Origin of the sequence: Rhodococcus sp. WS3, from assembly GCF_003797085.1 — a bacterium.
Classification (GTDB): Bacteria; Actinomycetota; Actinomycetes; order Mycobacteriales; family Mycobacteriaceae; genus Rhodococcus_F; species Rhodococcus_F globerula.
On sequence record NZ_RKMA01000001.1, the window covers coordinates 513472 to 531999 of the forward strand.

Below are 18528 nucleotides of genomic sequence, written 5' to 3' on the forward strand. Positions count from 1 at the left end.
CTTGCAACTCTCTCACTAGTAACTACGCAGACGCACCACAGTAGTGGCACGCACAGGCTCTGTAAGGCAGGGTAGGTCAATGTCTTCGAAAAGTTCGACATCCAGCCAGGCCGCCGCACTTCGACTTTCCGCTCTACTGCTCGGCGCGGGAACCATGCACTTTGTTGCGCCATCGTTCTTCGACAGCACCGTCCCCCGCCAACTCCCCGGCGAAGCCCGTACATACACCCAGGTATCCGGTGTCGCAGAATTGGCAATCGGGGCCGCTCTGGCCATTCCGAAAACTCGCCGATTGGGAGCCGGTCTGGCAGCAGCGCTGTTTGTTGCGGTGTTCCCCGCCAACATTCAGATGGCAGTGGACTGGTGCCGCAGCAACAAGACGTCCACTGCGCAGAAGGTCGGTTCGATCGCGCGCCTTCCAGTGCAAATCCCCTTGGTGACCGAAGCTCTCAAGGCGCGTCGTAACGCCGGCTAGCTCGAGCTGTCCTCGCGGGCTCCTGCCGTGCGGATGAGGTGCGCCAGCGCTTCACCGTCCGGCAGGTTCTCGGGCGAGATGGTGCGGCCGGTCCGCACGTAGTGGAATGCCGCGCGAACCTTGTGCAGTGGAAACTCTTCCTTCCGTCCCGACGCGCGGGCGCGCGCGGACATCAATTCGCCCCACGCCACGCGGTAGGCGGCCAACTGCATGACCACAGCATCTTCGTTGGCGGCGGACGGTTCAGCTCCGGTCTTCCAGTCGATGACCGTCCAGCCTCCGTCCGAGTCCGCGAACACCGCGTCGATTCGGCCGCGCAAAACCGTTCCGGCGATGGAGGTTTCGAACGGGACCTCCACCTCGACGGGACTGCGGTTAGCCCACGGAGAACGCAGGAACGCATCCTGCAGTTTGATCAGATCGGTTTCCGGGCCGGCTCCGGTATCGGCGGCGCCCGGCAATTCGTCGAGATCCAGCAACCGTGTTGCGCCGAAGCGTCGCTCGATCCACGCATGGAATGCCGTACCTCGCCTGGCCAGCGGGTTGGGCGGATACGGAAGAGGCCGACGCAATCGAGCCGCGAGTTCGTCGGGATCAGCTTTGAGGTCGACCAACTGTGTCACCGAAAGTTGTGCCGGGAGAATCACTTCGGCACGAGCATTGGCGCGGGCCTCTCGTTCTGCCAGGAGCACCGTCACATCCGACGCCCAATTCTCCGGGTCGTCTTCAGGGTCGACTTCAGCGTCGTCAGGGTTGGTTTCAGTGGGCTTCGCCAGCTCTGCCAGTACAGCGGCTGCGCCGGCCTCCACCGCGCCGCGCCGTGAACCGAGCGGATCCGGTGGCCACTGAGCAGTTCTCGGTGTGGATGCCAACGGATTCTCGGTGTCGGGTTCGGGGTCAGGCGCCCAGGTCTCGACAACGCCGACGTCCGGGGTTTCGGTAACCGTCTGGTGCAGTTCGGCCAGGAACTCCGACGGTCCTTTGGGATCGGCTCCCGACTCGGCCCAGTGGTGCGCCGAAATAAACAGTGCCCGTTCGGTTCGCGTGAGGGCAACGTAGAACAGGCGCCTGTCCTCGTCGAGTCGGCGATCTCCGAGAGCCTGCTTGTGCGCGTCGATCGCGTTCTGCAGATCCTTGCGGTTGTAGACATTCTCGAGGTCGAGCACGGGAACACCGTCGGCCGAATCTGCGTCGACGGCACGGTCACCGCGCAGCGAAGGCGGCAATTCTGCAAGCGCACCCAGCCACGAACCGGACGCCGTCGAGGACGGGAACACACCGTCGCTGACGTGCGGAACGGCAACAACTTCCCATTCCAGTCCCTTCGCGGAGTGCACCGTCAGAATCTGGACCCGATCCGGCGCCACCTCCACTTCGCCGGGCGTCAGCCCTTTTTCGATCTGTTCGGCGGCTGCGAAGAACGACAACATACCGGTGAGATTGGCGGTGGGACGCGTCGCGTAGTTGGCAACAACATCGGCAAAGGCGTCGAGGTGCTCACGACCTGCGGTACCAAGCACACCGAGTCGCGTCCGTGCACCGGCCTCGATTCCGATGCCGAGCACCCTTTCGACCTCTGCCACCAATTCTGTGAGCGGTTGTCCGATGCGTTCACGCAACGAGGCCAGCTCACCGGCCACGGCGCCGATTCGCGCATAGCCGAGCGCCGAATAGTTCTCGGCCGGACCAGGATCCGATATCGCATCGACCAGCCCCGCCTGCTCGGCCTGCTCACCGGGCAGCGAATCCTGCACGGCCTCGGCCAACGCAGCCGAATCGGTGACGGCACCCGCCGTACCGTAACCCGCAGAAATCGCAAGCTCCCGAGATCGCTTCGACAGTGCGGCAACGTCCTTGGCACCGATCTGCCAGCGCGCCCCCGTCAGCAGGCGCACCGCGGCGCTGCCCGCCAACGGATCGGCTACTACCCGCAGCATCGCAATTACGTCGGCAACTTCGGGGGTGTGCAGGAGTCCACCGAGGCCGACCACCTCGACCGGCAAGCCGGCTGCTCGCAGTGCTTCGGCCAGCGGCGCGGCGTCGGCATTTCGACGTATCAGCACCGCTGCGGTAGGCGGCGGTCGATCGTCGGCGCGCGCAGCGTCGTACTGCTCCGCAATTTTCTGCGCCACCCACTCTCGTTCCTGCTCGACGTCAGGCAACAATGCGAGCCGGACATCGCCGGCAACTGCCCCAGGCCGGGCTCGCAAGGTGCTGACGGCAACGCCGCGTCGACGAAGCGGCGCAGACGAGAGATTGGCAAGTTCGAGTGCCTCCGGCGGATTGCGCCAGCTTGTCAACAATTCGAGGGTCGGAGCCGGGTTTCCGTTCGCGAGTGGGAAATCCGTCGCAAAGCGTGGGAGGTTGGCTGCCGATGCGCCGCGCCACCCGTAGATGGACTGCATCGGATCGCCGACGGCTGTCAACGCCAGGCGGGCGTCAGTGCCGCCGCCGAACAACGAGGACAGCAACACACGCTGAGCGTGACCGGTGTCCTGATACTCGTCGAGGAGCACCACCCGGAAGCGACTCCGTTCTGCTTCTCCCACTTCGGGGTGCCCCGAAGCAACGCGCGCCGAGAGAGACATCTGACTACCGAAGTCGAGGGCTCCTTCCCACCGCAACGTCTCGGACAACCTCGCAACCAGCGGCAGGAGTTCGACACGCTTGTGCTGGACCTCGAGGTATCCGAGCAGTTCCTTGCTCGGTCCGCCGCGCTGCTTCGGCCCGGCAGGCAACGTGTGGATCAACGCGTCGAGTTCCGCGTGCGCACCGCGCAGTTGATCTGGGTCCACAAGATGCTCGGACAGCTGACCGGCAAGTGCCAGAACGGTTTCGGTGATCGACCCCGGATTCTTGTCGGTATCGAGATCACCGTCCCAGCCGCTGACAACTCGGTGCGCGACCTGCCACAGTTCCGTCTCCGAGAGCAGAGTCGCCGACGGTTCGATAGGCAGAAGAAGCCCGTGTTCGGACAACAGCCGGCCCGCATACGCGTGATACGTGCTGACCTCGGGTTCGCCGGCCAGTATCCGCGCACGCACTCCCCCGGTTGGGTCGAGGGCGCGCAGAACATCGGAACCGGCAAGCCGGGCCAGGCGCTTGCGAATACGAGTGGTGAGCTGCTGCGCGGCTTTTCGGGTAAACGTCAGACCCAGCACGGCCTCGGGGTCGACAAATCCGTTGGCCACCAACCAGACGACGCGGGCAGCCATTGTTTCGGTCTTGCCGGCGCCGGCGCCGGCAACAACCAGCGTCGGGCCCAGTGGTGCGGCGATGACCGCTGCCTGTTCCGGCGTCGGCGGGTGCTGGCCGAGAGCGAGCGCAAGATCGACCGGGCTGATCTTGGGTCGCCGCGCCTTGGATGCCATCTAGGAACTCACCTGCCGTCCTTCGTCGTGGGCGGGGCAACTGGACCGCACCGGGCAGTGGCGGCATCCGTCGTTGACCCGGGCCAGATACTGCGGCCCCTGCGTTGCGGCAGCGGCATTGTGGATGACATCACGCCACATCTCGACGGCCTCGGCGGTCAGCGGCGGCTGAACACGCTGCGTCGCACCGTCTTTCTTGTTGGACTTCGCCACGAATACCAGCCGGGCCCCACCGGGTTGCGCCGCCGGTTCTCCCGCTATCGCGCCTTCCGCTGCCGCCACCTGATAGGCCGCCAACTGCGCATGGGACTGCGCCGCGTCGTTGCTGACCGGGTTTCGCGCAGTCTTGACGTCGATAACGACGGGACGCCCCTCGGTGTCGCGCTCGAGTCGATCGATGCGGCCGCGGAGCTTGACGGCCGGCTCCCCCTCCTCGCGCGGTTCGAGAATGCCCTCGACCGCGACCTCCACACCGACTTCGGTGAGTTCGCCGCGGGTGGAACTCATCCAGGCCGTGAACGTGGCCAGCATCTCGCGGGTGCGATTGAGTTCCCGGCGCGAGTACCACTGCGAACCCAAGTCGATGGATTCCCAGGCATTTTCGAGTGCCTTCTCGACCTGATCCGGTGGGATACGCCCGGCGAGTGCCTGAACGAGAGTGTGGACGAGCGTGCCCGCGATGGCATGGGTATTGTCGCCATCGGAACCGCCATGACGTTCGAACACCCAACGCAGCGGACATGTTTCGAGCAACTCGATGGTGGACGGCGAGAGCGCCACCGGCCCGTCCTCCGGCTGCCACAACGGTTCGACAGTGCTGGGCGAGCTGGTGCCGTACCACTGATCGGGGTGCGCGCCGCGCACTCCCGCTGCAGCCAGACGCGCCAATTGACGAGCTGCACGCGCATGCTTCTCGGGATCGCCCGCGGCGAGGTCCGGATCGCACACCACACTGCGCAATTGGGCGACCAACGCAGGCAAGGACAACACCCGGGTGTCACCGGGTTCGGGAGCGGGCACCGCCGGTTCAGCTGCGCCGTCGTCATCGAACTGATCGCCGCGCAGAAGCTCGTCGACAAATCGTGACGGCACCAGATCGGTATCACCCGAGGCGGATTCGACGGCTGTCACCAACAACCGGCGGCGTGCGCGAGAACATGCCACCAGGAAGAGTCGACGCTCCTCGGCCAGCAGCGGCGCAGTTCTCGACAACCGCTCTTCGGCGGAATCGCTGCCGTCCGAGACACCGTTGATCAAATCGATCAGCGCCTCCGTCCGGAGGAGCGAACCGCGTGCCCGCAAGCTGGGCCACAGCCCTTCCTGAACACCGGCCACCGCGACAACAGCCCACTCACGTCCGGCCGCCGCGTGCGCACTGACAACAGTGACCGCATCCGGCGCGATCACCGAGCGCGAGCGCGAATCGGTGGGGATCTCCTGACTGGTGAGGTAGTCGACAAAACCCGCGAGCTGCGAACGCGGCAAGCGGTCCACGTAAGTGGCTGCGGCATCGAACAGCGCAACTACTGCGTCGAGGTCGCGATCGGCCTGCGAGCCGATCGGCCCGCCGCGCGCCGACGCGGCCGCCCAGCGGCGTTCGAGCCCGGTGGCCTGCCACGCCGCCCACAGAACTTCCTCGACGCCGAGTCCACGATCGAGCGGCACCCGGGCTTTGCGCAATACCGACAGCACTCGATTCAGCGCGGCAGATTCGACGTCGGTCAGCTTTGCGGTCAATCGCTTGGATTGCGCTCGGTCCTCGTCGATCAGGATGAGCCGCAACAGTTCTGCGGAATCGCGATCCTTCCCCGAAGCAAGTTCGATGCGGCGCAGACCGCGCCGCAACCGCCGCAGCGTCACCGGTTCGGCGCCGCCGACGGGGCCGGACATGAGCGCCAAGGCGTCGTCGCCGGTGAACCCGTCTCGCCCGAGCGCCCGAAGTAGCAGGAGAAGCCCGGACACTCCGTGTTGACGGGCAAGTGGGAGTTCGGTGGCTGCGGTGGTGACTGGGACGCCTGCCGCCAGCAAGGCACGTCGAAGCGGAGCCAAGGTTCGCGGAACCGAACGCACGATGACGGCCATGTCGGACCACGCAATGCCGTCGAGGAGGTGCGCGCGCCGCAAGGTGTCCGCGACCACTGCCGCTTCCTTGGCTGTGGTGCCCAAGACTCGCACCGACGCGTGAGCGGGATTGTCATCCGACAGGTCGGCGGGTACCGCAATCCGGTGAGCGAGGTTGCCGGGCAATCGTGCGGCGACCTTCGCCGCAATGGCCGCGACGTCGGCGTTGTTGCGGTACGTAGTGGGCAGGATGACTGCCCGCTCGTCGCCCTTGTCCGCCAGGTCGAGCAGGAAACGGGAATCAGCCCCGCGGAATCCGAACACGGACTGATCCGGGTCGCCGGCGATCACCGTCGTTGCCGTTCCGGTTCCGATCAGCCGAACCAATTGCGCGGCTTGCGGATCCAAGTGTTGAGCATCATCGACAAGGAGGTGACGGATGCGGGCGCGCTCGGATCGCAACAACTCGGGGTCCGTGGCAAACGCGGTGAGCGCAGCACCGATCAACTCGGCGGCATCAAGTGCCGGCGCCGTCGCCTCCGGGGCTTCGACTCCCACGGACGCGCGCAACAGAACTCCCTGCTCGTACACCTCGGCGAATCGTCCGGCAGCCACCCATTCCGGACGGCCTTTACGCTTGCCGAGCTTGATCAGATCTTCCGGTCCGAGGCCGCGTTCGTTGGCGCGCAACATCAGATCGCGCAGTTCGACGGCAAACCCGTTCATGCCCAGTGCCGGCCTCAGTCGCTCCGGCCAGTACCGCGCGCCGTCCTCGATGTCGCCGCGCAACATCTCACGCAACACCGCGTCCTGTTCGGCCCCGGTGATCAAACGCGGCGGAGCGTTGCCGTGCGCTGCTGCCTGCAACCGCAGCACCGCAAACGCGTAGGAGTGCACGGTGCGGACCAGCGGTTCCCGAGTTGCCTGCGGGCCACGCTCGCGTTCGAACCCGAACAGGCCCGCGGTGATCTGTTCGCGCACCGCTGTTGCCGCCCGACGCGACTGTGTGAGGACCAGAACGGATTCCGGGTCTTCGCCGCCGGAAATCTTGGCGACCGCCAGATCGACCAGTAGTGACGACTTGCCGGTTCCCGGACCGCCGAGCACCTGCCAGGGATTCCACTGCTCACCGCCGAAGGCCAGCATGAACGGATCGTCGGCAGGCTCCGCGAACAATTGCGCAGCGGCGGCGTCCCACTTCCGCGGAACGAGTGAGGGCGCGGCCCGGTGCACCAACCGCGCCCGCGGGATGGTGTTCTTGGTGCGCGCCGGCGGTGGCGCCACAATCGTCTCACTCACCCAGGCATTCCATCAGAGGGCACCGACACGGCACACATCGCCCGCGTCGGGCAAGATTGGCCTGTGCCCGCACTCCACACCTATCTGTACGGCCCGGCCGGTGCGCCGGAGATACTCTCGTTGCACGGTCTGACCGGCCACGGCCGACGGTGGCAGTCGATGGCCGAGAATCAGCTCCCCGACGCTCGCTGGATCGCTCCCGATCTGCGTGGTCACGGCCGCTCGACCTGGTCTCCCCCGTGGAATATCGAGGCGCATGTTGCCAGCCTGATCGATACCCTGGACGAGCATGCGTCCGGCCCGGTCCTGATCGTTGCCCACTCGTTCGGCGGCGCTCTGGCGCTGCATCTCGCGGCGACTGCGCCGGACCGCGTCCGCGGATTGGTATTGCTCGATCCTGCTATCGGACTCGATCCGGAGTTCATGGGCCGAGTGGCCGAACTCACCATCGGTTCACCGGATTACACGGATGCAGCCGAGGCGCGTTCGGAAAAGGTTCACGGCTCATGGGGAGAAGTTCCCACGGCGGTACTGGACGAGGAATTCGAAGAGCATCTGATCCACCTCGACAACGGACGCGTCAACTGGCGACTCTCCACTCCCGCCGTCGTCACGGCGTGGGGAGAACTCGCTCGGCCACCGGTACTGCCACCGAGTTCCATGCCGACGGTGATCGTCCAAGCTATGAAGGTGCAACCGCCGTACGTCACCGACGAGTTCCGCACGGCAATCACCGAGCACCTCGGCCCGAACCTGACCAGCGTCGAGTTCGACTGCGACCACATGGTGCCGCACGTGCGCGCCGACGAGGTTGCGGCCCTGATCCGCAAACTACTCTGAGACTCAGACAATGGCCGCCACCACAGACGAACAGATCGAAGAAGTCCGCCGACTCGTCGCGTCCATACCCGCCGGATGTGTCGCCACCTACGGCGATATTGCCGATGCTGTAGGGCTTTCCAGCCCACGCACGGTCGGGTGGATCATGCGTACCGACTCCTCGGATCTCCCCTGGCATCGGGTTCTGGGTGCATCCGGGAAACCCGCAACTCACCTGGCGCATCGACAGATTGCGAAGCTGGAATTGGAGGGCGTGCCGATCAAGGACGGCCGGATCGACATGGCGCGCGCACGGCACACCTTCCCGTAAGGCAGCATGGACGCATGAACGCCCATCCGCCTACCTGTGCGCTGATACTTGCCGGCGGACGCGGCACCCGGATGGGTGGTGTCGACAAACCCGGACTTGTGGTGCACGGTCACCGTCTGCTCGACATTGCACTCGCTGCAACAGCACATTTAGGCACGACGGTGGTGGTCGGACCGCATCGCGACGACCTCGACACCGGGGTCGTGCAAACCCAGGAGTCGCCAATCGGCGGTGGGCCGGTGTCGGCACTCTGGGCAGGATTGAACGCCGTTGAACTACCCGACGACGCAGTAGTGGTCGTCCTGGCAGCCGATCTGCCACACGTCAGTCGCGGGGTCGTCGACTCCCTGATCGACTCAACGTCACACCTGGGCCCAGTGACGTGCGCGGTCGACGAGAACAACCGAACGCAATTTCTGTTGTCCGCCTGGGTATTCCATGAACTACGTGAGCGCATCGCGACACTTCGGGAGAGTGCCGGTCTCGACAATCAGCCGATGAAGAAGCTACTGACCCAAGGATTCTCGGCACTCCAGGTGAGTGGCACAGCCGATTGCGACACTCCCGAGGATCTCGAACGGGCACGGGAGCTACCTCGACTGACAATCGCGGGGGCCCGCGCCGCGGTTCTGGAGTCGCTCACACCACTGCGCCCCCGCCGAGCAGTGCTGGCCGAAAGCTTCGGCGCGACGCTCGCCGAACCTCTTGTTGCACAGGGTGATCTACCGCCATCTTCCGTCTCCGCGATGGACGGCTATGCCGTTGCAGGTGACGGCCCCTGGCGGATTCGCCGGGAAGTCCGCGTCGCCGGCGCCGACGCCACTCTCGAGTTGGCAGACGGTGAAGCAATCCGCATCGCGACGGGCGCACACCTTCCCACCGGCGCAAGCGCAGTAATCCGGGACGAACACGTGGTCGCCGACGGCACTCCCCCATTACTGACGCTGCTGCCGAACACACCGCAGCGCAACGACGCTCGGCCGCAGGGCGAAGACTGGACCGTCGGTTTCACCATCGCACCGGCAGGTACACCGGTGACACCGGTACTCGTCTCCGCGGCCACCAGCGGTGAAGTTGTCGAAGGCCTGGTTCGCGGCCCGGTGCGTGCGCGGGTCGTGACAACGGGCGACGAAATCCGACGAGACGGGCCACTGCGCGAAGGCCAGACACGCGATTCCATCGGCGGCATCCTCCCGCTTCTTCTCGGGCGATGCGGCGCGGCATGCATCTCCGACACCCATTTACGCGATACCGCAGATGGTTTCGAGACCACTCTGGGTGCTGACGACGGCGCCGATCTCATCGTGATCGTCGGTGCGACGGGCGGCGGCGCTGCCGACGAAATGCGCTCTGCCCTTGACCGTCTCGGTGCCCACATTGTTGTCGGCAGGGTCGCGTCGCGTCCGGGCGGTTCACAGATCACGGCAGTCCTGCCCACCGGAAAGGTGGTGCTCGGCCTTCCCGGCAATCCCTATGCGGCAGTCACGACTCTGTTGACGGTGCTGCCCACCATTGTCAGTGCGCTCACCGGGCGAACTCCGTTGCCGCCGTTGCTCGGAATTGTCGCGAATGCCTCCGAGGTCAGCTCCGATGCCGTGCGACTACTTCCGGTCACACAGACCGATGACGGCCGCTGGCACGCAGACCCTTCGGTGCGCACCTCACATCTGGCGGGCTTGATAGGCAAGGCAGCGTTTGCGCTTGTGCCCGCATCGGCACCCGACAACGTCGTGGCCGAACTCGTTCTGCTGGGATAAGGCTCACCATTCCTGGTACGACGTCGACGGCGCACTGGTCCCGAGCAGCCTCAGATCACCGCAACGCCGCGGCGAGCCGCCGAATACCGGTTGACCACAAGGTCCACGACACCGGGATCTACTCCGAGAGGTTCGGTGACGCCGTCAGCGCCTGCCGCACCAAGACGTTCGTGAAACAATCCGTGCGCAAGAAGATATGACGCGATGAACACGCGGCGCGCGCCGCGAACTCGGGCTGCTGCAACAACATCCGCCACCTTGGGTGTTCCGGTTGCGATATACCCGATATCGACTCGCGTGTCGGCCTGCTCCGCCAACATCAGGGCGGCGCGCTCGACATCGCGCAGGGCGCGCGAATCGGAAGATCCTGCTGCGGCAAGGACTATCGCGTCGCCGTTGCGCCAACCGGCATCGCGCAATCGACGCATCAGGACGGTGGCCAACGCGGGATCGGGACCGAGCGCAGGCGTGACCGTGACGCCCTGGTGCCCACTGACTTCCACTTCGCGTCGCACATCGGTGTGAACGTGATATCCCGACGCCAGGAACGCGGGCACGAGAATTGCCCGGCCGGGGATGTCGCGGAGAACCTCCGACGGCGACGGACCCAGGACGTCGACAAAGGCCACCCGAGTTGCACCTACCCGGGCACTGACCGCTTCGGCCAGTGCCGCAATCATTTCCACGCCCCGCGCACTTCGTGTGCCGTGCGCTACCAGGACCAGGACGTCGCTAGAGTTCTGCGTATTCGGTGGGATCGAGTGCAAGACGATAACCTCGCTTCACAACGGTTTGAACGGCTTTGGGAGCGCCGAGGCACGCGCGCAGGCGTGCGACGGCGGTTTCGACGGCGTGTGTGTCGTCGCCGCTCCCCGGAAGGGCGGCCAACAGTTCGGCACGAGAGACCACGTGCCCCGGCCTCGCTCCGAGAGATCGCATGAGAGACATACCGGCCGGCGACACTGCTCGGACTTCACCGTCTACGACAACGCAACCACCGCGGATACTGATTTCGTGGTCGCCGGCCTGAATACGGTTGGCACGCTGCGGAAGTTCGTCGACAATGTGTCGCGCCAAGGCTCCAAGGCGAGCCCTGGCCGGTGCTGTGGTCGGGACCTGCAATGCCTCCAGCGGCGCGGAGGTCACCGGCCCGACGCACACTGCCGTCACCGGTCCGCGCATGGCATCGAGAATGCTGTCGAGTCGCCCCGTCGTATCGGCCCGCATCAGGATCGACGCCACCGCCGGTGCACTCGTGAAGCTGACAGCATCAATTGCAGATGACGCGATGGCCTCGATCATCCGGTCGAGCAGAGTCGGATCTTCCGGAGGTTCCCAGCGGTAGACCGGCACTGCGATGACCTCGGCACCCGCGTCCCGCAGCACCTGACAGAAATCGGGAATCGGTTCCCATTCCGTAGTGGCGCCGTGCAACTGGACGGCAATGACCTTTCCCGCAACCCCCTCCGCAAGCAGGTGTTCGAGTACTTCAGCCGACGATTCGGAGGCCGGAGACCATTCTTCGCGCAGGTCCGCTGCGCGAATCGCACCTTTGGCCTTGGGCCCGCGGGCCAGTAGACGTGCCGAAGTCAGTGCCGCGGAGAGATTCTCGGCCTCGCCCCACCCGTCCGCAGCTTCGAGCCAACCACGAAATCCGATACCGGTCGTGGCAACAACCACCTCGGGCGGACTCGCGATGATCTGCTGCGTCACCCGCTCCAATTCACGGTCGTCGGCGAGTGGGATGATGCGGATAGCCGGAGCGTGCACCACTTCTGCTCCCCGACGCGTCAGCAGCATCGCAAATTCATCGGCACGGCGCGATGCCGTGATCCCGACCGTGAACCCCGCTAGTGGCATGTTGTCATTCACGAGACGGATTCGACAGCCCGAATAGTGCTGTGCACCTGCACCACGCCGGCCCAGACCCTGATCTCGTACACCGGAAGCGACACCGATTCGTCGTCGAGGGCCCGGCCGTCGACCAGCGAGAACGCCTGCTTGAGCAACGGCGACACCACGATCGGCTCACCGTCACGGTCTCCGACCAGTCCGCGTGACATCACCGAGGCGCGTCCGTACGGATCGAAGTTGCCGACGGCACGCAAAGTGCCGTCCTCGAGGAGGAACAGCGCCACCTGCTCACCGCCGCGGAGCAGCACTGCTACCCCGCGTCCAGGGATGAGGTGACTCAGTGGGCACGCCGAAGTCCATTCCAGTCGTTCGGAATCCAGCTTGGCGATCTGCGCATCGATGACACTCATCGAAGTCCTCCTGTCGATCCGGCGACAACGCCGCACGGGTTCTTGTATTAGTTTGTACGGACCCCGTGTTACCCACGGGTTACGCAGCGATTACCGGCGCGTAGGGATGCTCGGCATTCCCATCAATACGGGAACCTTGCGCACTCCGGTCTCGTCGAACACGACCGTCGGGTCGGCTTCTTCCGGCGCATTGACAAACGACACGAACCGCGACAACTTCTCCGGATCACCGAGCACACCGGCCCATTCGTCCTGGTAGCCCTCGACATGCTTGGCCATCAGCGCCTCGAGTTCCTCGCCGATACCCAGGCTGTCCTCGCAAATCACCGACTTGAGGTGGTCGAGTCCGCCGTCCAGCGAGTCCACCCACGGTGCGGTGCGCTGAAGTCGATCAGCCGTGCGGATGTAGAACATGAGATAGCGGTCGATGTACTTGACCAGGGTGACGTCGTCGAGGCCACCAGCGAGCAACTGAGCATGCTTGGGTGACTGTCCGCCGTTGCCGCCCACATACAGATTCCAACCGTTCTCCGTAGCGATGACGCCGACGTCCTTGCCACGGGCTTCGGCGCATTCGCGGGCACATCCCGAGACGCCGAACTTGATCTTGTGCGGCGAGCGCAGGCCGCGGTAGCGGTTCTCGAGGTCGACGGCCATTCCTACCGAGTCCTGGACGCCGTAGCGGCACCAGCTCGATCCGACGCAACTCTTGACCGTTCGCAGGGACTTGCCGTACGCCTGTCCCGACTCCATTCCCGCGTCGACCAGGCGCTTCCAGATTGCCGGCAACTGCTCGACTCGAGCGCCGAACAAGTCGATGCGCTGGCCGCCGGTCACCTTGGTGTATAGACCGAAATCACGCGCTACCTCACCGATCACGATGAGCTGTTCTCCCGTGACCTCGCCGCCGGGCATGCGCGGTACGACCGAGTACGTACCGTTCTTCTGAATGTTGGCCAGGAAGTGGTCGTTGGTGTCCTGCAGCGACGCCTGCTGACGGTGCAGGATGTGATCGGAATCCGTGGACGCCAGGATCGACGCGACGACGGGCTTGCAGATATCGCAACCGGAACCCTTGCCGTACTTGGCAATCAGAGCCGAGAAGGTTCGAGTCTGCGTCGACTGGACGATCTGGAACAACTCTGCGCGTGACTGCGCGAAGTGCTCGCAGAGCGCCTTCGACATCACGACGCCCGAATCGGCGAGCAACTGCTTGACAGTCGGAAGGCACCCGCCGCAGGTGGTTCCCGCGCTGGTGCACGCCTTCACCGAAGCGATGTCGCACGCACCCGCCGCGATCGCGCCGCAGATGGCGCCCTTCGTCACGCCGTTGCACGAGCACACCTCGGCATCATCCGGCAGCGATCCCGCACCCGGCTTCTCCCCCGCAGGCGAGATCAATGCCGCTGGGTCACCGGGCAGTTCGCGACCGACCAGCGGGCGCAGTGACGCGTACGCCGACGCGTCCCCCACAAGAATTCCGCCGAGCAGGATCTTCGCGTCGTCCGAGACGACAAGCTTGGCGTAGGTTCCCTTGGCTGCGTCGCTGAGGACCACTTCGAGAGCACCGGGCGAGGTGGCCATCGCGTCACCGAAGCTGGCGACGTCGACACCCATGAGCTTGAGCTTGGTGGACATGTCGGCACCGGGGAAATCTGCGGCGCCGCCGAGCAGACGGTCGGCCACGATCTCGGCTGTCGTGTAGCCGGGTGCGACCAGTCCGTAGCAACGGCCTTCCACCGCAGCACATTCGCCGACTGCGTAGATGTTCTCGTCCGACGTGACGCAGCCGAGGTCGGTCAGGATTCCGCCGCGCTCACCCACTGCGATGCCGGCGTCGCGAGCCAACTGATCACGCGGACGGACTCCGGCCGAGAAGACCAGCAACGACGCGTCGATGGTGGAGCCGTCGGACAGTTCGACCACAATTCCGTTGTCGGCCTGCGAGATTCCCGCCGTTCCGACACCCGTGTGGACGGTGAGCCCCAACTCGGTGACGAGTCTAGCGAGCAGAGCGCCTCCGCCCTCGTCGACCTGCATCGGCATCAGACGCGCATTGTGCTCGACGACGTGTGCCGTCATTCCCATGAGCGAGAGAGCATTTGCGGCCTCGAGTCCGAGAAGACCACCGCCGACCACTACACCGACTGCGCCCTTGCCGGCTTTCTCGGCGGCAGCGCGGATACCGTCCAGGTCGTCGAGTGTGCGGTAGACAAAGCATCCGTCGGTGTCGTGACCGGGTACCGGCGGAACAAATGGGTATGAACCCGTCGCCATCACCAGTGCGTCGTAGGAGAGCGTGTCGCCGGTGGTTGTCGTGACCGTGCGTGCATCTTTGTCGATCGAGAGCGCGCCTTCCCCCACTCGAAGGTCGACCAGGCTGTCGCCGATGTAATCGTTGCCGGCCAGCGCCAATTCCTTGGGGTCCCAGGCTCCGACGTACGAGGACAGCCCGACTCGGTCGTACGCTGCGTACTGCTCGTCGCAGAGTACGGTCACCGACCAGGTGTTTGCCTCGTCGCGCGAACGGAGCGCCTCGACGAAGCGGTGTCCGACCATTCCGTGTCCGATGACAACAACCGACTTGCTCATGACGCGCCTACTTCCTGATGTAACGAGAGAGTTCTGGAGATTCTGCGAGCCGGGCGTTATGCCGTGACCGCAACCTTCGCGTCGTCGACGTCTGTAGTGAGCGTGGACGGCTTGCGCAGGAAGACGAACCAGGTCACTGCGATGCAGGCGATGTAGAAGGCGAGGAACACCCAGAACGCCATCGTCGCCGACTTCGCGGGGCTGGTGTACGACGCGCGCAGCACCAGGTTGATGCCGACACCGCCCAAACCGCCTACCGCACCGGCAAATCCGATGAGAGCACCGGAAATACTGCGCGACCACGTTGCCTTCTCCGCCCGATCCATGTGGTCGAAGCTCTGCGCCTTCGCCTCGAAGATCGCGGGGATCATCTTGTAGACCGATCCGTTGCCGATGCCCGAGAGCAGGAACAGTGCGATGAATCCGAGAACGAACGTCACCATGATCCCGGCACTTGCAACGCCTGCGGTGTTGTCGTCCATCGTCCCGGCCGTCACGAGGACCGATGCCGCGAAGGCCATGCCGACAAACGTCCACATCGTGATCTTTCCGCCGCCGATCCGGTCGGCGAGTTTGCCGCCGAGGGGGCGAGCGATCGAACCGAGGAGAGGACCGATGAAGGCGATCTGGGCTGCATGCAGCGCCGCCGCGGCCGGAGTGGCACCGCCGGCGAGGAAGTTGATCTGCAGAACCTGACCAAAGGCGAAGCTGAATCCGATGAACGAACCGAACGTGCCGATGTACAGGAAGCTGATCACCCAGGACTCGGAGAACTTCAGCGCCGTGGCCATCGAGCGCAGGTCAGACTTCTGGTTACCCAGGTTGTCCATGAACAGTGCAGCGCCGACGGCAGCAGCCGCGATGAACACGAGGTAGACGGCGCACACGATCCACGGCGCACGGTTACCGACGGTGGCGATCACCAACAGGCCGATCAGCTGGATCATCGGAACACCGATGTTGCCGCCGCCCGCGTTGAGACCGAGCGCCCATCCCTTGAGCCGCTGCGGGTAGAAGGCGTTGATGTTGGTCATCGACGACGCGAAGTTACCGCCGCCGATGCCTGCGGTAGCCGCCACCAACATGAACGTGGTGTACGACGCACCCGGGTTCATCATCAGGTACAGCGTGAGAAGTGTTGGTATGAAAAGGAACAGCGCACTCATGACGGTCCAGTTGCGACCGCCGAAACGCGCGGTTGCAACCGTGTACGGAATGCGGAGGATGGAACCCACCAAGGTGGGAACCGCGACGAGGAAGAACTTTCCGGCCACGTCGATGCCGTAGATATCAGTGGGCATGAACAACACCATGACGGACCAGATCGACCAGATCGAGAAGCCGACGTGTTCGGCTACCACTGACCAGATCAGGTTTCGCTTCGCGATGTCCTTGCCGCCGGATTCCCAGGCGTCGACGTCCTCTGCATCCCAATGCTCGATGTAATGACTCACCAGGGCCTCCTGAATGTGTGGGAGACCTAAAGGTAGAAAACGGTTATTGCGCCGGTGCTGCGCGCGGTGACCGAGAAGTCAATTGATCCTCACCCGGTAACAGGACTTGATGTGAGGACTATCGGGCGTGCCAGGAGTCCTCGAGCATCCGCGGCTTGCAGGCCTGATATGCACCGACCAGCACTACGACGACGGCAACGACGAGCAGTCCGAAGGGTGCCGCATATCCATCCGTCGCATCGTGAAACACGCCGAACAGCAACGGTCCGAGGCACGCCACTGTGTAACCGATGCCCTGCGTGAAGCCGGACAATGCCGATGATCCGACGTGCGAACGAGTGCGGAGGTTGATCAGCGTCAGCGCCATCGGGAACGTACTCGGACCAAGACCCAGAACGACAACCCAGACGATCGGCGCGGCCATCGGCGCGAAGTACAGGCCGGCAAAGCCGATCAGATAGCAAGCAGCACAGACGATCACCACGGGGAACGGATTAGCGATACGAGCACAGAGCGTCGGGGCACCGAAAGCCGCGACCAGACCCATCACCGAGAAGACACCGACCATGGTTCCGCCGAAGGCATCGCTGGCACCGGCGTCGGCGAGGATCGACGGAATCCAGGTGAACATCGAGTACGTGATCAGCGAGGTCATACCGAACATGCCGGCCATCCCCCACGCAACCGGTGAACGCCACACCTGACCGCGGCGACTCGCGTCGACTGCCGGTGCAACAACTGTCTCGGCTTCGGCTTTCCGCGACCGTGCCAGGGTGATCAGCCACGGTACGGCTGCGGCAAAGCCGAATGCAGCCCACCATCCGATGGAGAACCGCCATCCGAAGGCGTCGGCCACGGGAACCGCGACAAATGCCGGAACGATGGTGCCGATCTGCACGGCGACGATGTAGACCGAACTCATGGTGGCAAGACGATCGGAGAAGTATCGCTTGACCAACGGCGGGATCACGACATTGCCGATACCCATGCCCGCCAACGCGAGAGCCGAAAGGGCCAGCAACGACCACGTCTGAGACATCATGGCGCGCAACAGCATTCCGACGGCAGCCATGATCATGGCCAGCAACGCGGTGCGTTCGAGGCCGAGGCGCTTGGCCAGGGCAGGCGTGAGCAGACCGAAGACGGCGAACATCGCCGTCGGCACCATCCCGAAGACACCGACCACCGAACCGGAGAAGCCGAACTCGTCTTGGATCTGCGACGCAAGCGGAGAGAACGACGTCACCGCAAGTCGCAGTACGAGCGCAGACATCGCGATGGCAGCGAATACGAGCACACGGCCTTTGACGAGCGGGCGGCGTTCTGTTCTCTCCAGTTGAGCAGTCACCGAGAAATCATAGGATGACCGGACGAAATGACACAAGGGAGATAATCTAGCGTCACCACCGATCAGTTACCGGAAACCGAGGAACACCACGTGCAACCAGTTCGACGCGCCAGCCTCATCTCACAGGTCACCGAACAACTCCGCGACGAAATACGGAGCGGAACGTGGCCCGTCGGAACAAGGATTCCCACCGAACCCGAACTGACCGAACTGACCGGCACCGGGCGGAACACCGTGCGCGAGGCTGTGCAAGCACTCGTGCACGCGGGCATGCTCGAGCGCCGACAGGGCTCGGGAACCTACGTTGTGGCACTCACCGATCTCGGTGGCACCCTCGGCAACTACTTCGCCGGAGCGCACGAGCGCGACGTACTCGAACTGCGTCGAGCACTCGACATCACCGCTGCGACACTCGCCGCCGCCCGGCGCACCGATGACGACGTCGCCGAACTGACACGCCTACTCGCGGTACGGGCAGCAACCTGGGAGGGTCACGACACCACAGCGGCCGCCGTGGCCGACGCGGCACTGCACCGCGCGATTGTCGCAGCCAGCCACAATGCGGTGTACCTGGAGTTCTACGACTCCCTGCTGCCCGTCATCGAATCAACGATCCATCAGCACATCGACGCCACCGGCGAAGGATTCCACAGCCGGCATCAGAACCTCGTGACGGCGGTCATCGCGGGCGATACACGGGCCGCATCGGATGCAGCGCGTGATCTGTTCGAAGGCCTGGTCGCCGACTTCGGCTGAC

The 18528-nt window shown here is 64.5% G+C and carries 13 protein-coding genes; 5 read left to right on the forward strand and 8 right to left on the reverse strand.

Annotation, left to right across the window (positions count from 1 at the left end; genetic code table 11):
- Positions 1–79 precede the first annotated feature (79 nt).
- Positions 80–475 carry a membrane protein gene (locus EEB13_RS02330; protein WP_033231155.1) on the forward strand — a complete coding sequence of 132 codons (396 nt, stop codon included), beginning with the start codon at positions 80–82 and terminating at the stop codon, positions 473–475.
- On the opposite strand, the gene EEB13_RS02335 is transcribed toward EEB13_RS02330, so the two are convergent.
- On the reverse strand, positions 472–3846 hold the full coding sequence (locus tag EEB13_RS02335) for an ATP-dependent helicase (RefSeq protein ID WP_141484508.1): 3375 nt from the start codon (positions 3844–3846) through the stop codon (positions 472–474). The two genes, EEB13_RS02330 and EEB13_RS02335, sit on opposite strands and share 4 nt — an antisense overlap.
- The gene (locus EEB13_RS02340; RefSeq protein WP_261984429.1) at positions 3847–7206 is read right to left on the reverse strand and encodes an ATP-dependent helicase; all 3360 of its coding nucleotides are present in this window, start codon (positions 7204–7206) and stop codon (positions 3847–3849) included.
- 63 nt (positions 7207–7269) lie between these two features.
- On the opposite strand from EEB13_RS02340, the gene EEB13_RS02345 reads away from it, so the two are divergent.
- From EEB13_RS02345 to EEB13_RS02355, 3 genes are read left to right on the forward strand one after another with little or no spacing between them, the layout of a single operon-like run.
- Positions 7270–8046, forward strand: a complete 777-nt coding sequence (locus EEB13_RS02345; protein WP_095886558.1) for an alpha/beta fold hydrolase — start codon at positions 7270–7272, stop codon at positions 8044–8046.
- 10 nt (positions 8047–8056) lie between these two features.
- Positions 8057–8356 carry an MGMT family protein gene (locus tag EEB13_RS02350; RefSeq protein WP_033231158.1) on the forward strand — a complete coding sequence of 100 codons (300 nt, stop codon included), beginning with the start codon at positions 8057–8059 and terminating at the stop codon, positions 8354–8356.
- Between the two features lie 14 nt (positions 8357–8370).
- The gene (locus tag EEB13_RS02355; RefSeq protein ID WP_141484509.1) at positions 8371–10113 is read left to right on the forward strand and encodes an NTP transferase domain-containing protein; all 1743 of its coding nucleotides are present in this window, start codon (positions 8371–8373) and stop codon (positions 10111–10113) included.
- Between the two features lie 50 nt (positions 10114–10163).
- On the opposite strand, the gene EEB13_RS02360 is transcribed toward EEB13_RS02355, so the two are convergent.
- The 6 genes from EEB13_RS02360 to EEB13_RS02385 form a co-directional block, all read right to left on the reverse strand.
- Positions 10164–10871 (reverse strand): sirohydrochlorin chelatase, encoded by a 708-nt coding sequence (locus EEB13_RS02360; protein ID WP_261984530.1) that lies wholly within the window; start codon positions 10869–10871, stop codon positions 10164–10166.
- Positions 10846–11985, reverse strand: a complete 1140-nt coding sequence (locus EEB13_RS02365) for a uroporphyrinogen-III synthase (RefSeq protein WP_033231160.1) — start codon at positions 11983–11985, stop codon at positions 10846–10848. Before EEB13_RS02365 ends, EEB13_RS02360 begins: the two co-directional genes overlap by 26 nt.
- A complete protein-coding gene (gene nirD, locus EEB13_RS02370; RefSeq protein ID WP_033231161.1) occupies positions 11982–12377 on the reverse strand; it encodes a nitrite reductase small subunit NirD in 396 nt (131 codons plus the stop codon). Before nirD ends, EEB13_RS02365 begins: the two co-directional genes overlap by 4 nt.
- 90 nt (positions 12378–12467) lie before the next feature.
- The gene (gene nirB / locus EEB13_RS02375) at positions 12468–14969 is read right to left on the reverse strand and encodes a nitrite reductase large subunit NirB (protein ID WP_045070519.1); all 2502 of its coding nucleotides are present in this window, start codon (positions 14967–14969) and stop codon (positions 12468–12470) included.
- Between the two features lie 56 nt (positions 14970–15025).
- Positions 15026–16426, reverse strand: coding sequence for an MFS transporter (locus EEB13_RS02380; protein WP_141484511.1), 1401 nt, complete (start codon positions 16424–16426; stop codon positions 15026–15028).
- 115 nt (positions 16427–16541) lie between these two features.
- Positions 16542–17771 (reverse strand): MFS transporter, encoded by a 1230-nt coding sequence (locus EEB13_RS02385; RefSeq protein WP_045070522.1) that lies wholly within the window; start codon positions 17769–17771, stop codon positions 16542–16544.
- 90 nt (positions 17772–17861) lie between these two features.
- Between EEB13_RS02385 and EEB13_RS02390 the strand changes: the two genes are divergently transcribed.
- Positions 17862–18527: a FadR/GntR family transcriptional regulator gene (locus EEB13_RS02390; RefSeq protein WP_033231164.1), complete on the forward strand. Its 666-nt coding sequence runs from the start codon at positions 17862–17864 to the stop codon at positions 18525–18527.
- Position 18528: the final 1 nt, after the last annotated feature.

Coding starts and splice junctions, on each gene's coding strand:
- EEB13_RS02330 (WP_033231155.1), top strand. CDS start 80: ATGTCTTCGAAAAGTTCGACATCCAGCCAGGCCGCCGCACTTCGACTT.
- EEB13_RS02335 (WP_141484508.1), bottom strand. CDS start 3,846: ATGGCATCCAAGGCGCGGCGACCCAAGATCAGCCCGGTCGATCTTGCG.
- EEB13_RS02350 (WP_033231158.1), top strand. CDS start 8,057: ATGGCCGCCACCACAGACGAACAGATCGAAGAAGTCCGCCGACTCGTC.
- EEB13_RS02355 (WP_141484509.1), top strand. CDS start 8,371: ATGAACGCCCATCCGCCTACCTGTGCGCTGATACTTGCCGGCGGACGC.
- nirD (WP_033231161.1), bottom strand. CDS start 12,377: ATGAGTGTCATCGATGCGCAGATCGCCAAGCTGGATTCCGAACGACTG.
- nirB (WP_045070519.1), bottom strand. CDS start 14,969: ATGAGCAAGTCGGTTGTTGTCATCGGACACGGAATGGTCGGACACCGC.